Source organism: Mycolicibacterium sphagni, assembly GCF_002250655.1.
GTDB lineage: Bacteria > Actinomycetota > Actinomycetes > Mycobacteriales > Mycobacteriaceae > Mycobacterium > Mycobacterium sphagni.
Genome location: NZ_NOZR01000010.1, coordinates 112,630 through 129,855, shown reverse-complemented (window position 1 = coordinate 129,855; position 17,226 = coordinate 112,630). Strand labels below are relative to the sequence as shown.

The 17,226-nt window shown below is 66.8% G+C and carries 18 protein-coding genes; 8 read left to right on the top strand and 10 right to left on the bottom strand.

Annotated features, from left to right (window positions below):
- Nucleotides 1-24 precede the first annotated feature (24 nt).
- Together CG716_RS14080 and CG716_RS14075 are read right to left on the bottom strand one after the other, a co-directional pair.
- Nucleotides 25-825, bottom strand: a complete 801-nt coding sequence (locus CG716_RS14080; RefSeq protein WP_094480528.1) for an SDR family NAD(P)-dependent oxidoreductase — start codon at nt 823-825, stop codon at nt 25-27.
- A gap of 4 nt (nt 826-829) precedes the next feature.
- Nucleotides 830-1,675 carry a TIGR03619 family F420-dependent LLM class oxidoreductase gene (locus CG716_RS14075; RefSeq protein WP_094480526.1) on the bottom strand — a complete coding sequence of 282 codons (846 nt, stop codon included), beginning with the start codon at nt 1,673-1,675 and terminating at the stop codon, nt 830-832.
- Nucleotides 1,676-1,771: 96 nt separating this feature from the next.
- Between CG716_RS14075 and CG716_RS14070 the strand changes: the two genes are divergently transcribed.
- Together CG716_RS14070 and CG716_RS14065 are read left to right on the top strand one after the other, a co-directional pair.
- Nucleotides 1,772-3,244, top strand: coding sequence for an adenylate/guanylate cyclase domain-containing protein (locus tag CG716_RS14070; RefSeq protein WP_094480524.1), 1,473 nt, complete (start codon nt 1,772-1,774; stop codon nt 3,242-3,244).
- A 65-nt stretch (nt 3,245-3,309) separates the two neighbouring features.
- Nucleotides 3,310-3,693 carry a PaaI family thioesterase gene (locus CG716_RS14065; protein ID WP_094480522.1) on the top strand — a complete coding sequence of 128 codons (384 nt, stop codon included), beginning with the start codon at nt 3,310-3,312 and terminating at the stop codon, nt 3,691-3,693.
- Nucleotides 3,694-3,698: 5 nt separating this feature from the next.
- Here the strand turns inward: CG716_RS14065 and CG716_RS14060 are convergent, their stop codons facing one another.
- Nucleotides 3,699-4,352 carry a nitroreductase gene (locus tag CG716_RS14060; protein ID WP_234817843.1) on the bottom strand — a complete coding sequence of 218 codons (654 nt, stop codon included), beginning with the start codon at nt 4,350-4,352 and terminating at the stop codon, nt 3,699-3,701.
- 68 nt (nt 4,353-4,420) lie between these two features.
- On the opposite strand from CG716_RS14060, the gene CG716_RS14055 reads away from it, so the two are divergent.
- From CG716_RS14055 to CG716_RS14045, 3 genes are all read left to right on the top strand, one after another.
- Nucleotides 4,421-4,987 carry a TetR/AcrR family transcriptional regulator gene (locus CG716_RS14055; protein ID WP_094480518.1) on the top strand — a complete coding sequence of 189 codons (567 nt, stop codon included), beginning with the start codon at nt 4,421-4,423 and terminating at the stop codon, nt 4,985-4,987.
- A 14-nt stretch (nt 4,988-5,001) separates the two neighbouring features.
- Nucleotides 5,002-7,251, top strand: a complete 2,250-nt coding sequence (locus CG716_RS14050; RefSeq protein ID WP_094480516.1) for a molybdopterin-dependent oxidoreductase — start codon at nt 5,002-5,004, stop codon at nt 7,249-7,251.
- 115 nt (nt 7,252-7,366) lie between these two features.
- On the top strand, nt 7,367-8,335 hold the full coding sequence (locus CG716_RS14045) for an enoyl-CoA hydratase/isomerase family protein (RefSeq protein WP_094480514.1): 969 nt from the start codon (nt 7,367-7,369) through the stop codon (nt 8,333-8,335).
- Here CG716_RS14045 and CG716_RS14040 read toward each other — a convergent pair.
- The 5 genes from CG716_RS14040 to CG716_RS14020 all read right to left on the bottom strand — a co-directional run bounded on the left by CG716_RS14040 (nt 8,283) and on the right by CG716_RS14020 (nt 12,448).
- Nucleotides 8,283-8,990 carry a TetR/AcrR family transcriptional regulator gene (locus CG716_RS14040; RefSeq protein ID WP_165774148.1) on the bottom strand — a complete coding sequence of 236 codons (708 nt, stop codon included), beginning with the start codon at nt 8,988-8,990 and terminating at the stop codon, nt 8,283-8,285. The two genes, CG716_RS14045 and CG716_RS14040, sit on opposite strands and share 53 nt — an antisense overlap.
- A 76-nt stretch (nt 8,991-9,066) precedes the next feature.
- Entirely contained in the window at nt 9,067-10,290 is a 1,224-nt protein-coding gene (locus CG716_RS14035) for a cytochrome P450 (protein ID WP_094480512.1), read from the bottom strand.
- Nucleotides 10,290-10,994: an NIPSNAP family protein gene (locus CG716_RS14030; protein ID WP_094480510.1), complete on the bottom strand. Its 705-nt coding sequence runs from the start codon at nt 10,992-10,994 to the stop codon at nt 10,290-10,292. The genes CG716_RS14035 and CG716_RS14030 overlap by 1 nt, the downstream gene beginning before the upstream one ends.
- A 3-nt stretch (nt 10,995-10,997) precedes the next feature.
- Nucleotides 10,998-11,192 carry a ferredoxin gene (locus CG716_RS14025; protein ID WP_094480650.1) on the bottom strand — a complete coding sequence of 65 codons (195 nt, stop codon included), beginning with the start codon at nt 11,190-11,192 and terminating at the stop codon, nt 10,998-11,000.
- Between the two features lie 14 nt (nt 11,193-11,206).
- The gene (locus CG716_RS14020) at nt 11,207-12,448 is read right to left on the bottom strand and encodes a cytochrome P450 (RefSeq protein WP_094480508.1); all 1,242 of its coding nucleotides are present in this window, start codon (nt 12,446-12,448) and stop codon (nt 11,207-11,209) included.
- 104 nt (nt 12,449-12,552) lie between these two features.
- Between CG716_RS14020 and CG716_RS14015 the strand changes: the two genes are divergently transcribed.
- Together CG716_RS14015 and CG716_RS14010 are read left to right on the top strand one after the other, a co-directional pair.
- Nucleotides 12,553-13,098 carry a TetR/AcrR family transcriptional regulator gene (locus tag CG716_RS14015; protein WP_207760677.1) on the top strand — a complete coding sequence of 182 codons (546 nt, stop codon included), beginning with the start codon at nt 12,553-12,555 and terminating at the stop codon, nt 13,096-13,098.
- Nucleotides 13,099-13,133: 35 nt separating this feature from the next.
- Nucleotides 13,134-14,030 (top strand): LLM class flavin-dependent oxidoreductase, encoded by an 897-nt coding sequence (locus tag CG716_RS14010; protein WP_234817853.1) that lies wholly within the window; start codon nt 13,134-13,136, stop codon nt 14,028-14,030.
- Nucleotides 14,031-14,033: 3 nt separating this feature from the next.
- Here the strand turns inward: CG716_RS14010 and CG716_RS14005 are convergent, their stop codons facing one another.
- Nucleotides 14,034-15,044 carry a zinc-dependent alcohol dehydrogenase gene (locus tag CG716_RS14005; RefSeq protein ID WP_094480504.1) on the bottom strand — a complete coding sequence of 337 codons (1,011 nt, stop codon included), beginning with the start codon at nt 15,042-15,044 and terminating at the stop codon, nt 14,034-14,036.
- Nucleotides 15,045-15,186: 142 nt separating this feature from the next.
- Here CG716_RS14005 and CG716_RS14000 point away from each other — a divergent pair, with 142 nt between their 5' ends.
- Entirely contained in the window at nt 15,187-15,939 is a 753-nt protein-coding gene (locus tag CG716_RS14000) for an SDR family NAD(P)-dependent oxidoreductase (RefSeq protein ID WP_094480502.1), read from the top strand.
- A 60-nt stretch (nt 15,940-15,999) separates the two neighbouring features.
- Here the strand turns inward: CG716_RS14000 and CG716_RS13995 are convergent, their stop codons facing one another.
- Nucleotides 16,000-17,208 carry an FAD-dependent oxidoreductase gene (locus CG716_RS13995; RefSeq protein WP_094480500.1) on the bottom strand — a complete coding sequence of 403 codons (1,209 nt, stop codon included), beginning with the start codon at nt 17,206-17,208 and terminating at the stop codon, nt 16,000-16,002.
- Nucleotides 17,209-17,226: the final 18 nt, after the last annotated feature.

The window sequence follows — 17,226 nt, the reverse complement described above, 5'->3', positions numbered from 1 at the left end:
GTGGACCGTCCGCGCCCGGATTGATCAGGCCGGGCCGAACCGGGCGCCGCCGTCGGCGTGATACCAGCCCGACGCGGCCTGGGTGCCACCGTCGACGTGCAGCGTCTGGCCGGTCATGTAGCGGGACATATCGGAGGCGAGAAAGACTGCTGCCGAAGCGATCTCGTCGACATCTCCGAGCCGTCCCAGCGGGACGGCCTGGCTGAGCTCCGGCCGGATCCCATCGGGGGACAGTGCCAGCAGACCTTCGGTGACGGTGATGTCGGGGGCGATGGCGTTGACTCGGATGCCGTGCGGGGCCAGTTCGAAGGCCGCCGTCCTGGTGTAGTTGATCACCCCGGCCTTCGCCGCGGAGTAGGCCGCATAGCCTGGCGCGGCGCGTACCCCCTCGATCGACGTCAGCGAGATGACGCTGCCGCCGCGGCCGTCGGCGACCAGCTGCCGCGCCGCCCGCTGGGTACACAGCAGGACGTGGCGAAGGTTGGCCTTATACAAGGCATCCCAGCCGTTCTCGGTGGTGTCCAGCAGCGGCGAGGCGAACACCCCGCCGGCGTTGTTGACCAGGATGTCCACCGGCCCGAGCTCCTCCCGAGTGCGCTCCAGGGCGCCGTCGACCTGCTCGGCGTCGCGAACGTCGGTGACGATACCCAACACCCCGAGCTCGTCCGCGGTGCGTGCGCACAGCTGCGGATCGCGTTCCCAGATCGCGACTTTCGCGCCGAAGCGCGCCAGCCCGTCGGCGATGCCCCGGCCGATGCCCGTGCCGGCTCCGGTCACGACGGCCACCCGGCCGGTCAGCAGGATGTCCGACGGCGCGATCGTCACCGGGTTATCCGGTCCGCGTCAGGATGTCGTCGGCGAAGCGCGCGATCCCGTCGAGAGCCTCTCTGGTGCGCCGCCACGGCATCACGATCATCCGGTCGATCCCGGCCTCGGCCGCGCGCTTGATGTCGTCGGGCGAATCGGACGGCGCCGATGTGGTGACCTCGGGCTTGCCCGCACGGCCGTGCTCGGACCACAGCGCCGACAGCTTCTGCACCGAGCCGGGGATCTGGTCCAGGGTGTGGTTCATCGGAATCCAGCCGGACCCGAAGCGCGCCACCCGGCGCAACGCGGGCAGCCCGTCACCGCCGACGTGGATCGGCGGCCCACCCGGCTGGACGGGCTTGGGCTCGAACGCGACGGCGTCGAAGTCGAAGAAGCGGCCGTGGTGCTCGATGGTCGGCTCGGTCCATAGCGCCCGGCACACCTCAAGTGCCTCGTCGACGCGGGCGCCGCGGGTGCTGAAGTCCAGCCCGGAGGCGTCCCACTCCTCCCGGAGCCAGCTCGCGCCGATCCCGAAGTCGAACCGGCCGTTCGAGACGATGTCCAACGTGGTCGCCGCGCGCGCACTGACAAACGGATGGCGCAACCCGATGTTGTAGACGTAGGTGCCCATCCGGATCGTGTTGGTCTGCCCGGCCAGGTACGACAGGTAGGCGATCGCGTCGTACATCGGGGTCTGCGACGGGATCGGCGGATGGCTGTCGCCGTGATGGGGGCTGCCCGACATCTCGGCAGGCAGCACCAGATGCTCCGGCAACCAGACCGACTCGTAGCCCAGCTCTTCGGCTCGCACGGTCAGGTCACGCCACAAGCCGGGGTGAACGCCACCCAGCGGGATCCCGAACTTCACAGCGCGGATGTTACGCAGCGGGGTGCGCGTTCGGAAGTACTACTCTCAGTTTCGGAGAGCGTGATTCTGCACCGTCGTCCCAGTAGCGTCTGAGCCATGACGGCGAGGTGGTGGAAGGTCCGCTACGCCGCCGCACTCGTCTTGGCCCAGATTCTGGCGGGGGTCGAACTCACCGCGCTGGTGATGCCGTTGCGCCACGACCTGGTCGCCGCGGTTGACACCGTGTTCCAGACCGACACCCTGATCGCCGCGATCGTGCTGTGCGTCTTCGGCATCGCCGGCGTCATCGTCTACGCCGTGCTGGTCGTCGACTACAAACTGCGCTGGTTCACCGCCGGCGAGCCGCCCGATGACAAGGACCGGGTGTTCGTCGAACGATTTCTGCGCAACCAGTCCGCGGTGCTGGCCGCGATCTGGGGCCTCAGCGCCATCGTGCTGCTGCTCGTCAACCTCGACGGCGGCGCACCGGCCGCCTGGCTCATCGGGATGACTCTGCTGTTGGGTGTCACCACGTCGACCGGTGCGGCGCTGCTGTTCATTCAGCGCCCGATGCGCCCGATCGTCGCCGCGGCGACCCGGCTCACCGGCCGCGACACCGCACCGGGGGTGCTCTCGCGGCTGCTGCTGATGTGGCTGATGAGCAGCGCGCTCCCGATCATCGGCCTCGCCGTGGTGGTCATCATGCGATCCAACGGCTGGATCATCCAGAAGACCGCCTCGCTCGAAATCCCGGTGATCGTGCTGGCGGTGATCTCGGTGTTCGTGGGGCTGCGCGGGATGGCGATCGTCGCGGTGTCCATCTCCGATCCGATCCACGACGTCGTCGCCGCCATGGCCGAGGTCGAGCGCGGCCAGATGACCACCCGGGTCGGCGTCTACGAGCGCTCCGAGATCGGCCGGCTGCAAAGCGGTTTCAACCGGATGGTCACCGGGCTGGCCGAACGCGACCGGCTGCACGATCTGTTCGGCCGCCACGTCGGCACGGACGTGGCGCTGCGCGCGGTCCGCGATGCGGACACGCTCACCGGCGAGGTGCGTGATGCCGCCGTGCTGTTCGTCGATCTTGTCGGCTCGACCCAGCTGGCCCAGAACCGTTCACCTGCCGAGGTGGCCGAGGTGCTCAACCACTTCTTCCAGATCGTGGTGGCCGCAGTCGACGAACGCCATGGGCTGATCAACAAGTTCCAGGGTGACGCGGTGCTGGCCGTGTTCGGTGCGCCGCTGTCCAGCGCACAGCCCGCCGCCGACGCGTTGGCCACGGCTCGCGCATTGACGGCCGCGCTACGCCGGCTGCCCGTGGTGGACTTCGGCATCGGCGTCTCCGCCGGGCCGGTGTTCGCCGGGAACATCGGCGCCGAGCACCGCTACGAGTACACGGTGATCGGCGATGCGGTCAATGAGGCTGCGCGACTGGCTGATCGGGCCAAAGACTTCGATGCACGCGCGCTGTGCTCGGACGCGGCCCTGATGAAAGCCAATGCGGCTGAGCGGGCGCACTGGACCGAGTGCGCTTCGGAGGTCTTGCGCGGCCGGAACGAGCCCACCCGGATGTCAGCGCCCACCGCCTGAAGGCTGACAAGACGAACTCCTCAGCGACCCCCGATCTTCGGCACTCGCGCGGTAACGTCATTCTCATGACGGCACCCCGCTCGCTTCGTGAGTTATTCGACCAGGTCGGCCTGCACACCGTGCCCTCCGAGGAGGGCACCGTCGTCATGGAGATGCCCGTCGACGAACGGACCACCAACACCGCCGGCGGGCTGCAGGGCGGACTGATCGCCACGATGGCCGACGTCGCGGCGGGGCAGCTGGCCTCGATCGCGACGCCGTTCGGGTTCGGCATCGCCACCACTGACCTGTTCGTACGCTACCTCCGGCCGATCAAGGTCGGCCCGGCCCGCGCGGTCGCCAAGATCCTGCGCACCGGCAAGCGTTCGGTGGTGATCCAGGTGGACATTCACCGCGGCGACGACAATGAGCTTGCCGCCACCGCCACCATCAACTTCGCCGCAGTCTGAGGCCCCTAGTCGTCGTGGAACACGACGCACTCGTCGACCGGTTTACGCGGGATCGCGAGGTTGTTGGACGGGAAGTCCTCGACGGGATGGCCGATCGCCAGCCCGCAGAGGATCTCGTAGTGCTCGGGGATGTCCAGCGCCTCGCGGATAACATCGGGAAACCCGGCGATGAGCATCTGCACGCAGGTGCCCAGGCCGCGGGCGGTCAGCCCGAGCAGCAGTGTCTGCAGGAACATCCCGACACCAAGGCTGTCGACGTGGTGCAGTTCGCGATGCATGCAGACGATGCCCGCCAGCGGCGCGTTGTAGAACCGCCAGTTGAGTCGCTGCGCCTTTCGCCTGCTGTCGGCGTCGTCGCGCTCGATGCCCATGCTGCCGTAAAGCTGTTCCCCCAGAGCATATTTCATACGCTCGAACTCGGCCGGTAACGGCGGAATCGCCGGTTCACGATGGCGCGAGGCCTCCACCAGCGCGGCCACGAGCCGCTCCCGCGCCGAACCGGAGGCCAGCACGAGATGCCACGGCTGGGTGTTGGAGTTCGACGGCGCCCGGCTCGCCAGGTCGAGCGCGGCAAGAACGTCGGCGCGAGGTACCGGTCGGTCAGCGTGAAACAACCGGATCGACCGGCGAGCGCGCACCACCTGCTCAAGCTCAGACACCCGGCCATTCAACACTGACGACCGTGCACCCTGGCGCATCGTCGTTATGTATGGTTACATACATAAGCATGACGAGCCCGCGCGACCGGATGGTCGCCTCCGCCGCGCTGCTGATCCGCGAACGTGGGGCGCAGTCGACCGCGATCGCCGACGTGCTCGCGCACAGCGGAGCGCCGCGCGGCTCGGCCTACCACTACTTCCCCGGTGGTCGCGCGCAATTACTCTGTGAGGCAATCGATTACGTGGCCAACTTCGTCGCCGCCCGAATGGCCCAGGCCGGCAGCGGCATCGAGGCACTCGACGGCCTGGCCCGCTTCTATCGCAAGAACCTGCTCGAAACCGACTACCGCGCCGGCTGCCCGGTGCTGGCCGTGGCCATCGAGTCCGGCGAGCCGGGCGCGGCCAACCCGGTGCTCGAGCGGGCCGCCGCGACGTTCACCCGCTGGAACGACCTGATCGCGCAGCGGCTGACCGCCGACGGCATCGCCACGGAACGTGCCGAGGAGCTCGCGGTGACGCTGACCGCCGCCCTCGAGGGCGCCATCGTCCTGGCCCGCGCAACGCGCGACATCAAGCCGCTCGACATCGTCCATCGGCAACTGCGCGATCTGCTCGAGGCCGAACAGGACATCTAGGAGAGGAAGTCCCCATGTCCGCTGACTGGCAACCCACCGCCTGCATCCTGTGCGAATGCAACTGCGGCATCGTGGTGCAGACCGAGGGCCGGACGCTGGCCCGCATCCGCGGCGATAAGGACAACCCCGCCTCGCAGGGTTACACCTGCAACAAGGCGCTGCGCCTGGACCATTACCAGAACAACCGGGCCAGGCTGACCTCGCCGATGCGTCGCCGCGCCGACGGCAGCTACGAGGAGATCGACTGGGACACCGCCATCACCGAGATCGCGGCGGGGTTCCGGCGGATCGCCGACACCCACGGTGGGGACAAGATCTTCTACTACGGCGGCGGCGGTCAGGGTAATCATCTCGGCGGCGCCTACAGCAGTTCATTTCTCAAGCTGCTCGGGTCGCGGTATCGCTCGAATGCGCTGGCGCAGGAGAAGACCGGCGAGAACTGGGTGGACGTCCAGCTGTACGGCGGGCACACCCGCGGCGAGTTCGAGCACGCTGAGGTGTCGGTGTTCGTGGGCAAGAACCCGTGGATGTCGCAGAGCTTCCCGCGGGCCCGCACGGTGCTCAACGAGATCGCCAAGGACCCTGCCCGCTCGATGATCGTCATCGACCCGGTGGTGACCGACACGGCCAGGCTGGCGAACTTCCACTTGCGGGTGAAGCCCGGCACCGACGCCTGGTGCCTGGCGGCGCTGGCCGCGGTCCTGGTGCAGGAAAACCTCTGCAACGAAGCGTTTCTCGCCGAGCATGTCCATGGCGCCGACGAGGTCCGCAAGGTATTGCAGACGATTCCGGTCGGCGAGTACGCCGCGCGCAGCGGTGTCGACGAGGAGTTGTTGCGGGCCGCAGCACGCCGGATTGCCGCCGCCGATTCCGTCGCGGTCTTCGAGGATCTCGGCGTGCAGCAGGCCCCGAACAGCACCCTGTGCTCCTACCTCAACAAGCTGTTGTGGATCCTGACCGGCAGCTTCGCCAAACGCGGTGGGCAGCATCTGCATTCGTCCTTCGCGCCGCTGTTCAGCCTCAGCGGCGTCGGCCGCTCCCCGGTGACCGGCGCGCCCATCATCGCCGGACTGATGCCGTCCAACGTTGTGCCCCAAGAGATCTTGACCGACCATCCCGACCGGTTCCGGGCCATGCTCGTCGAGAGCGCCAACCCGGCCCACTCGATCGCCGACTCCGAGAACTGCCGCGCCGCGTTCGAGTCCCTGGAGCTGCTGGTGGTGGTCGACGTGGCGATGACGGAGACCGCGCGGCTGGCCCACTACGTGTTGCCAGCGGCCAGCCAGTTCGAGAAGCCCGAGGCCACGTTCTTCAATTTCGAGTTCCCGCGCAACGAATTCCACCTGCGCCACCCGCTGTTCGAGCCGGTGCCCGGCACCCTGCCCGAGCCCGAGATCTGGGCACGGCTGGTACGCGCCCTTGGGATGGTCAGCGATGACGACCTGCGGCCGTTACGCGAGGCCGCCCAGCACGGGCGAGACGCGTACACCCAGGCGTTCTTCACCGAGCTCGCCGCCAATCCGGCCCTGGGCAAGGTGCTGCCGTATGTGCTCTACGAAACGCTGGGTCCAACCCTGCCGGACGGGCTGGCCGGCGCGGCCGCGCTGTGGGGACTGGCCCAGAAGGCGGCCGTCGCGTACCCCGACGCGGTGCGGCGGGCGGGGCATGCCGACGGCAATGCGCTCTTCGACGCGATCCTGACCGGCAAGTCCGGAGTGACATTCAGCGTGCACGAGTATGCCGACGACTGGGCCCTGATGGGCCACGCCGATCACAAGATCCGACTGGTGATTCCAGAGATGCTCGACGACATACGCGCGCTGGCCAACGCCGGCACGGAGCTGACCAGCGCGGAGTTCCCGATCGTGTTGTCCGCCGGCGAGCGCCGCGCGTTCACCGCCAACGACATCCTGCGGGATCCGTCATGGCGCAAGCGCGATGCCGACGGCGCGCTGCGGGTCAGCGTCGAGGATGCCGACGCGCTCGGCCTGGTCGACGGCGGTCGCGCGCGCATCACCACTGCCGCGGGCAGCGCCGAAGCCGTCGTCGAGGTCAGCGAGACCATGCTGCCGGGGCATGCCGCCCTGCCCAACGGTTTCGGGCTGGACTTCGTCGACGCCGACGGGCAACGCCGCGTCCCCGGCGTCGCACCGAACTCGCTGACCTCGTCCGATTGGCGCGATCCCTACGCCGGGACACCGTGGCATAAGCACGTCCCTGCGCGCATCGAAGCGGTCACGGCCGGGCTTGTCGCCGCCGGCTAAGCGGCGAACGGCGCGCCACTCAATCAAATAAATTGGTTGATTTACTCTTGTAGGTGGCTGAATCTCGTTATGTTGCAGGCAGCATCACTACCTCGACGACGGGAGCATGGCCACAATGAACCACGACTACGAGGAGATGAAGAAGGACGCCGAACCATTCATCAAATTTGAGAAGGACGTCGCGAATCGGATCGCTTACATAACATTCGACCGACCCGATGAGCTGAACTCGACCACCATGGGGATGCGGCAGAACTTCGCCGACATGATCCACAAGTGCAATGTCGATGATGACGTCAAGGTTGTGGTGATCCGAGGTGAAGGCAACGACTTCGGCAGCGGCGGCGACCTGCCCGAACAGCGGGAGATGCTCGAGAACCCCGGAGTTTCTCTGCTGCACGAGCTTTCGATCAACGACGAGAGCGTTAAGTACCCACCCGGCGATTCCTACCGTTACCTGTACACCCTCACCGATCACTACGCCAAGGCCCGCGCCGGCAACCGCCCACTCCAAGAGTGCAAGAAGGTCACGATCGTGGAGGCGAAGGGATACTGCTACGGCTGGCACTTCTACCAAGCCGGCGACGCGGACCTCGTGGTGTCCTCCGACGACGCGCTGTTCGGCCACCCGGCCTTCCGCTACGTCGGCTGGGGCCCACGACTGTGGTGGTGGGCGGAGACCATGGGCTTGCGCAAATTCTCCGAAATGCTTTTCACTGGAAGGCCATTCACCGCCAAGGAGATGTACGAGTGCGGGTTCATCAATAGCGTGGTCCCCCGCGAACAGCTCGAAGCCGAGACCCTGAAGTACGCGATGGCCTGCTCCAAGTCACGCCCAACCGACACCGTGGTGGTACAGAAGACATTCCTCGAGCTGTACAAACAGCACAAGGGTGAATACTTCGGCAGTCTGCTGACTGGCGTGGTCGAGGGCATGCTGCCGATGATGACCAACGACCGCGACAACTACCCGGACCTGACCGAGGGCACGTTCGAGAAGGGCCTCAACAACGTCGTCAAGGACAACGACCTCAACTTCCCGCCGGAATGGCGACTGAGCCACTCTGGACGGAAGAAGCCGTAACCGCCGACATCTTCGCGGCGGGCGCCTCCCAGAGTCCAGCTAGTGCGGTGATCAACTCCTCGGCGACCACCGACCAGCTCGAACTCACCGAGGGGCGACCATCGGCAAGTTCACCCTCGACCTCGGCGCAGGTGTGCATCAACAGATTCCTCGCCATCATCCAGCGGGCCACCCGAACGCGTCTCGGGCGTTCGGGGAGGCTTCGGTTGATCCCGCGGACGGTTTTCAGCATGAGTTCGGACGTCATTGCGTCGGAGCCCACCAGATCCCGAGAGGTGGGGTCGGCCATCACCTGGGCCGCGAAACGTGCGTAAGACGTGGCTGTTCCGAGTGCCTCCAGATGCTCGGTCAGCGGATAAACCAGTACGCCGATCCAGTCCCGTAACTGCGGCGTCGACGGAATATCGCCTAGCTTGCGCCGGCGGATCTCGTCAATCGCGGCACGATGCCGCGCCTCGATCGCGCGCAACAGATCGGCTCGCGAACCGAAATGGTAACAAGCCGCGGCGTTGTTGCCCTGCCCTGCAGCCTCACTGATCTGCCGATTAGAGACCCCATGCATGCCATGTTCGGCAAAGAGTTGCTCGGCGGCCACCAGAAGCGCGTCGCGCGTGACAGACGACCGGTCAGTTCGCTGGTCTTTGGCTGCGCTCACCGTTCATAGTGCACACCACGGGCCGAAGTAAATCAAGGAGTTTATCCGACCCATTGCTGCAGGATCAGCCGACCGTTCACACCTGAACCGGGATGCTGTTCCAGCCCCACTGGAAGCTCGACGGCGGCCGATGTGCGGCGTCGTCGAGGATGCGATAGTCACCGACACGGCGCAGCCACTCCTGCAACATGATTGCGATCTCCAGCCGGGCCATGTGATAGCCCAAACAGAAGTGCTGACCGCGACCGAACGCCAGTTGTCGTTGGATCGGCCGGTTCCAGATGAACGTCTCCGGCTCGGGAAACTCCCGCTCATCGCGGTTGGCCGAAGCCAGAAGCGTGATGATCCGCTGCCCGGGCTGGATCGTCGTGTCGTGGATAGTGAAGGGCCGCCGCACCGTTCGGGCGAACCACTGGGCCGGCGCGCAGTAGCGGATGATCTCCTCGCGGGCGACCGGCACGTTGCCCTCCGGCTCGGCCCGCACCGCGGCCAGCTGATCAGGGTTGCGGCTCAGCTCCCATAATCCGTGCGCGACGATCTTCGGCACGGTCTCGGTTCCGCCAATGAACACGCCCAGCATCTGAACCGCCACTTCGCTGTCGGACAGCGCCGAGCCGTCGGGTAACCGGTAGGCCAGCAGGTTCTCGACGATGGGCAGCGGACCGCCGAAGGCGCCGGCCCGGACCTGCTGGACGATCGGGATCAGGTATTCGAGATATCCCGGTCTGGCGTTGGCTACCTCGACACCACTGCCGGGTTCGGCCAGGCTGCCCGCATTGACCGTGGCCAGCACATCCTCGGCCGAATCGATTGGCAGGCCGACGAGTTCGCACACCACCGACGCCGCGACGATACCACCGTACTCCTGGGTGAGGTCGAATGTACCGCGGGGCAGCAGTTCGTCGAGGCGTTGGTTGGCCAGCTCGCGAATGCGGTCACGCCAGCCCGCGACCGACTTCGGCCGAAACTGCGCGGCGGTGCAGCGCCGAACGTCGTCGTACAGCGGTGCGTCGAAGTTGGCATGAAATGGCAAGGGGTGCAACGCCGGATCGGCGACGGGTCCGTCGTTGCGTCTGCCCAATACCGCCGCGGCGGGCAGGGTCCCCTCGGAGGCGACGAACGTGCCGTCGTTGATCGCCAGGACGTCCCAGATGTCGGCGAACCGGGAGAGCGCGAACGTGTCGAGGTCCTCGATGTAGTACACCGGGTGTTCGTCGCGCAGCGTCTGGTAGAAAGGCCGCGGATCGGACATCACCGCCGGATCGAACGGACTATACGAGAAGTCCTGCATCACAGCCATTATCGGAGCGGGGACGGCGGCAGAGCCTGCAAGATGGAGTCCTCCCAGCCGTCGCGCAGCGCGGGTGCGACACTCATCCAGGTGACGATTTCAGCCGGCGGGCTGTCCTTCCAGGACGGGTAGTGGTTCTCGAAGCAGTCCCAGTCACCGTCGAGCGCCCAGTAGTGGATCACCTCGTTGAAGCGAAACGTGGTGATGAAGGAGCCGAGCCAGCGTTTGCCGGTGCTCTCCGACCAGGGGACGTACAGGCGCTCGAGCTCGCGGATGTAGTCGTCCTGCCGGCCGGGTTTGGTCTGCATGATCTCCTGGATCACCAGTCCTGCGCCGAATTTCGCCTCCGTCAGCTCGGCCAGCGTCCGGTTGCTGCGGCCGGCGTACATGATCCGGCCCTCCCCCGATGCTCCCACCCCGGCCAGGTAGTCCGACCATGCCGCGGCCGCCTCGCGGTGACTGCCCCCTGGGGCCTGTGCCTTGCCGATACGGGCGTAGTCGGCGAACGCGTCGATCTCCCAGACGATCGTCACCTGCGGCCAATGGCCGTTGTACGGGGTGGTCTCCCATATGGAGAACAGCCGCGCCCCAAGCGATTCCATCATCGGTTGGTAGACACTGACGAACTGCTCGACGAAGCGGTCGCTGCGCTCAGAACCCAGCGCGATCGTCTCGTGCAAGTACAGCAGGGTGTGGCCGAAGAACTTCTTCACCGATCAGTCCTCGACCAGAATCAGCGCCGCGGCGGGGCATTGCGTGACCGCCTGCTTCATCCTGTCCCGGTCCGATTCGGGACGGCGGTCACCGTGGATGCGGACGCTGCCGTCGTCGTCAACCTCGAACACGTCATCGGCGATGCTCTCGCAGATGCCGTGCCCGGTGCACTTGCCGAGATCTACTTCAATACGCATGAACTGCCCCATACTCAGCGGACGAATGCCGGGAGCCGTTTGATCCCGTGCACGAAACTACTCAGCAGATAGTCGGGCTCACCTAACTCGACGTCGACTCGGAACATCAGCTCCCGGAACAGGTTTCGCAGTTCGGTGCGAGCGAGCTGGTTGCCGAGGCAGAAGTGCGGACCGCCGCCGCCGAACCCGAGATGTGGGTTGGGCCAGCGCCGCAGGTTGAACGCCTCCGGCGCCTCAAAGGCCTCTTCGTCCCGGTTGGCCGAGCAATAGAACAGTCCCACCTTGTCGCCGGCCGCCAGCTGCTGGCCTGCCAATTCGGTGTCCTCGGTGACGACCCGGGCGAACTGCAGCACCGGCGTCGCCCATCGGATGAACTCTTCGACGGCCGGGCCGATCCTGGCGTCGAAGTCGGCCATCAGCCAAGCTCGCTGCTCGGGATTGGCCGCCAACGCCAGCATCGCGTGCGACGTCGTCTGCTTGGTGGTGTCGTTACCGGCTGACGCCAGCAGGACCAGGAAGGCCCCGATCTCCTCGTCGGTGAGCCGGTGACCATCGATCTCGGCGTTGACGATACTGGTCATCAGGTCGTCGCCGGGGTGACGGCGGCGGAACTTAGCCAGCTCAATGCCGGTGCCGGCCAGCAGGAACATCTCGTTGACCGTGGCCTCGGCCCGCTCCTCGATGGTGGAGTACTCGTCGTCGCTCATGCTGAAGAGCTTCTCCGCGGCCTTGGCCACGGCCTCCCGATCGGAGTTGGGCACCCCGAGCATCTCGGAGATCGTCATCATCGGCAGCCGCGCCGAACACGCGGCGACAAAGTCCACGGCACCGGCGCCGACGAGTTCGTCGACCACGGTGGCGGCATTCTTGCGAACCTGCTCGTCGATTTGAGCGACGTTTCGCGGCGTGAACGCCGAGCTGATCAGGCGTCGGTACGTGGTGTGCTGCGGCGGGTCCATCATCAGGAAGAAAGTCGCGATCCGCTGGATGTCGGCGGGCATCGGGTCCAGCGCGATGCCCTGTGCCGAGCTGAACAGCTCCGGGTGCAGGCTGGCGTGGGCGATGTCCGCCCGCCGGGTCAGCGCCCAGTAACCCGGCTCTTCCATGGGAAACAGCGAGGGAAAAGGCTCGTGCCACGTGAGGCCGTCGGTTGCGCGCAGAGCGGCGAAGGTCTGCTCGCGGACGTCGAAAGGCTGGCCCCAGAATCGGCGCGACGTGATGTCGTGAGGGCTGTACTCACGTTGGTCCCCGGACACGTGCCCAGCGTGACACTTTGCCCAGAATTTGTAAAGACAGTGTTTTCAGTCTCGGATGTGCCGACAGGCGTGACACTGGGGCCTCGACCTGTAATCCTGTACACGTGAGCCAGGCCGGAAGCACCGCCGCGATACCCGACGAGGACGAGTCCTCCTCGCGGCGCCGCATCCTCAACGCCACCGCCGAGGTGCTCGCCCGGAGCGGCCAGACGAAGCTCAGCCTGTCCGAGGTCGCGCTGCAAGCCGGCGTCTCCCGTCCGACCCTGTATCGCTGGTTCGCCTCCAAGTCCGAGCTGCTCGACGCGTTCGGCGCTTACGAGCGCGAGATGTTCGACACCGGTATCAGCCGGGCTACCGCCGGGCTTCGCGGCACCGACAAGCTCGATGCGGCGCTGCAGTTCATCGTCGCTTACCAGCAGACGTACTCCGGGGTGCGGCTCATCGACGTCGAGCCCGAGGTGGTGGTCGCCCAGCTATCGCGGATCCTGCCGCTCATGCGGTCCCGCCTGGAGCGGCTGCTGAGCGGCCCGAACGCAGCGCTCAAGGCCGCCACCGCAATTCGTATCGCGGTGTCGCACTATGTGGTCCGCAGTGACGATGCCGACCAGTTCCTGGCCCAGCTGCGCCACGCCGTCGGCATCAAGCAGTGAGCACTGCCCTGGACATCGGGATCTACGTCCCGCAGATGGGCTTCAGCTATGCCGACGTGCTGCACCGCGCGCAACGCTGCGAAGAGCTCGGAATCGGCTCGCTGTGGCTCTACGACCACATGTACGGCCCTGGCGTCCCCGGCATCGATTCGCTGGAGGCATGGACCCTGGCCACCGCGCTGCTGAGCCAGACGGAGCGTCTTCGCGTCGGACACATGGTGCTGTGCAACCAATTTCGGCACCCTGCCGTGCTGGCCAAGATGGCCACCACGCTGGACCAGATCTCGGCCGGCCGGCTGGAGCTCGGCATCGGCAGCGGTTCCATCGAAGACGAACATCAACGACTCGGGCTGGAGTGGGGATCGTTTGCGCAACGCTCCGAGCGTCTGGGCGAGACCCTCGAGATCTTGACCCAGGCATTCGCCGGGCAGCGGATCGACTTCAGCGGAGCGCATTACACGGTTCAGGACATGCCGATCAAACCCGGTCCCGTTCAGCAGCCGCGCCCGCCCATCGTGGTCGGTGGCGCCGGGGAGAAGTACACGCTTCCGCTGGTGGCCCGCTATGCCGACGTCTGGAACGTCCCCACCTACGCGCTGGGCGAGATGGAACACAAGCTGGCGGTGCTGCGCTCGCTGTGCGACGACATCGGCCGGGATCCGTCGACCATCGTGATGTCGGTGGAAGCCGTATTGGCCATCGCCCCTGACGACGCCGCCTTGGACGGCGTCCGGCAGCTCGCCGAAAAGCGGTTCGGTGGACCAGGATTCGGCCTGCACGACGGTGGCCTGATCGGCACGCCCGCGGCGATCGTCGACCGGCTCGGCCAGCTGCGCGAGCTGGGCTTCGGCCAGGTGGTGCTGTTCACCCATGACCGGGCCTCCGACGGCACGCTGGAGCTGCTGGCCGGCGAGGTGCTGCCCCGGCTGTGAGTCTCAGTCGAAGGTGACGACGACCTTGTCGGCGGCGCCCGGTGTCGACGCCGTCCGCAGTGCGCCCTGCACCTCGTCGAAGCCGAAGGTGTGGCTGACGATCACCGCGTACTTCTCCCAGTTGGCGGCGAGATCCTTTGTCACCTCGAAGATTTCGGTGGGGTATCCCATCGATCCGACGACCGTGATCTCGTTGGCCATGATGTTGATGAAGTCCACCGGTACCGGTTCCTTGTGCACGGCCACCACCCCGAGACGCGCCCCGCGCTGCGCGGCGCCCAATGCGGTGCTGATCACCGAGGGTGCGCCCGCGGCGTCGAGGTAGATCGTGGTGCCGGACTTGCCGGGCCAGAGTGCCTCGCCGGCGCCGTGCAACTCGATCAGCCGCCCGGAGACATCTTCGTCGCCGGCGTTGATCACCGCGTCGGCGCCGATCGCGAGCGCCTTGTCCAGCCGCGACCCGATCAGGTCCACCACCGTCACGTGCTCCACACCCAACGACTTGTAGGCCATGGTCGCGCCGAGTCCGATCGGCCCGGCGCCGAACACCGCGACCTTGTCCGCCGGCGTCGGCCTGGTCTGGTTCACGCCGTGCCTGGCGACAGCCATCGGTTCGTTCAGGGCGGCCACGTCGAAGGGGATCTCGGCGGGGATTACCTCGAAACTCTGCCCACGCACGGCGCTCTCGACGAGCAGGTACTCGGCCAGCGCGCCGGTGGCGCCGCCGTTTCCGATGATCCCGCTCGGTGCGCCGATCGGATTGATGACCACATGATCGCCGACCTTGACGCCGATGACGTCGCGGCCGACTTCGACGACTTCGCCAGCCGGCTCGTGCCCAAGCGGCATGCGGCCCTGGTGCGGCGGCAGGCCGCCCATCGAGATGTAGAGCGCATCGGATCCGCAAATGCCGCAGGCCTTGATCTTGACCACGACGTCGCAGGGCCCGGCCACCGGATCGGGGACCTCGACGACCTGGGTTGTGCCGGGTCCAGTGATGATGGCTGCTCTCATGGGGTCCTCACAGTGCCGATTCGTGCAACATGCAACTCGCACAACGCTTTTCGAATATTCGACGGTTGACACCCGCGGTGCCGCGTCCTACCGTGACCGCTATGGTAAGGCACGCGTCCGCCGGGTCGCCCCCGTTCTTCCGATGAGCCGTCCGCTGGAAGGCCGCCGTGCGGTGGTCACCGGTGCGGCCAGCGGCCTGGGTGCCGCGGCGGTCCGGGCGCTGTCCGCCGCCGGAGCGCAGATCGTCGCGACCTACCACCAGACCAAGCCGACCGACGAGTCGCAGGCGACCTGGCTGCAGTGCGACGCCAGGGATCCCGACGCCGTCGACGCGATGATCGATGCCGCGGTCGCGACGCTGGGCGGACTTGATGTGCTGATCAACGCGGCGGGGCTCTGGCAGCAGGGCATCCCGGGCAGTATCACCGCCGACGATATCGACTTCCTGCTGGCCACCAACGTGAAGACGACGGTGCTGACCAACCAGGCCGCGTACAAGGCGATGCGTGCGTCCGGTGGCCGCATCATCAACTTCGGCTCGGCCGAGGCGGTGATGGGCAGTCCGATCTCCGCGGTGTACGCCGCGACCAAAGGCGCGGTGCAGGCCTGGACCCGGTCGGCGGCCAAGGCCTGGGCGGCCGACAAGGTGACGGTCAACGCGCTGGCGCCTGCCATGCAGACCCGGGGCGCGGACCGTTTGCGCGAATTCCTCGGCCCCGATGCGGCGCCGTTCATCGACGAGCAGATCAAGGCCACCATCCCGTTGGGTGGCGCGCTCGGCGATCCCGACCGCGATCTCGGACCGATGCTGGTGTTCCTGGCCGGCGAAGGTTCGCACTTCATTACCGGCCAGCTGCTCGCCGTGGATGGCGGGCTCATCATGGTCGGCGGCTAACGCGGCCGCGGCAGCACCGGCCGTCCTCGGCGCGATGGAGTTGCTGGAGGAGAAGCCGGCCTAGCGCCTGGCGAAGTCCGGCGCGTGTTCGGGCCGGATACCGACTCCGACGAGGTAGGCGGGTATGGCCGAGAGGAACGGCAGCCGCTGAAACACCGTCCCGAGCAGTGCCGGCGGGTCGGGAGTGCCGCCGGCCAAGATCGGCGCCACCAACTGGCGGTGCATCACCCGCTGCATCGCCTGGGTGACCGCAGCCGGCGGCAGCCTGCGCTTGCGCACCGCCGCCAAGTCGCGCTCGGTGACCGCACGCCGTCGCAGCGGCTCGGCCAGTAGCGTCGCGGCGCCTACCGCGTCCTGCACGGCGACGTTGATGCCGACGCCGCCGATTGGTGACATCGCGTGCGCCGCGTCGCCGATGCACAGCACCCCGTCGGCGTGCCAGCGCTTGAGCCGGTTGAGACGCACATCGAGGAACTTCACATCATCGAACGACGTGACGGCATCGACGTCAGCCTCCGGAACCAATTCGGCGAGTTCGGCTTTGAAGGCGTCTAGACCACGCGCTCGTAGCTGCTGATCACTACCCTTCGCGATCAGGTAGGCGATCTGGAAATACCCTTCCCGCGGGATCATGATCAACACCCGTCCCGGCCCGAAGCGGGGTATCAGGGTGTACTGCCCACCGGCTTCGCGCGGAAGCCGGAACCACCACACGTCGAACGGCACCGGGAAATCCCGCGCGGTCAGGCCGGCGCTCTGCCGCACGGTCGACCACCGCCCGTCGCACGCCACCGTCAAGTCCGCCCGCAATTCGCCGTCCCCTTCCGGCGAGGTGTAGGTGACCCCGGTCGTCCGCGCACCGCTGCGCAACAGACCGGTCACCTCGTGGCACATCCGCAGGGTGTAGGTCGGCTCGACTGCGCCGGCATCGGCCAGCAGGTTCAGCAGATCCCACTGCGGCACCATCGCCACATAAGGATGCGTGAGGCGCAGCCGGCGAAAGTCCACCATGGTCACCGACCGGCCGCCGACAGTCAGCTCGGCGTGGTCGACCTTGCTTTGCGGCAGCGCGGCGAACCGCGCGCCCAGCCCCAACTCATCCAGCAGCCGCAGTGTCGTGGGATGCACTGTGTCCCCGCGGAAGTCACGCAGGAAGTCGGCGTGCTTCTCCAGCACCGTGACCTCGATGCCGGCCCTGGCCAGAATCAATCCGAGCACCATCCCGGCGGGGCCACCGCCGACGATCGCCACTGTGGTGGAGTCGGTCATGGGGCGACAGTACGCGTC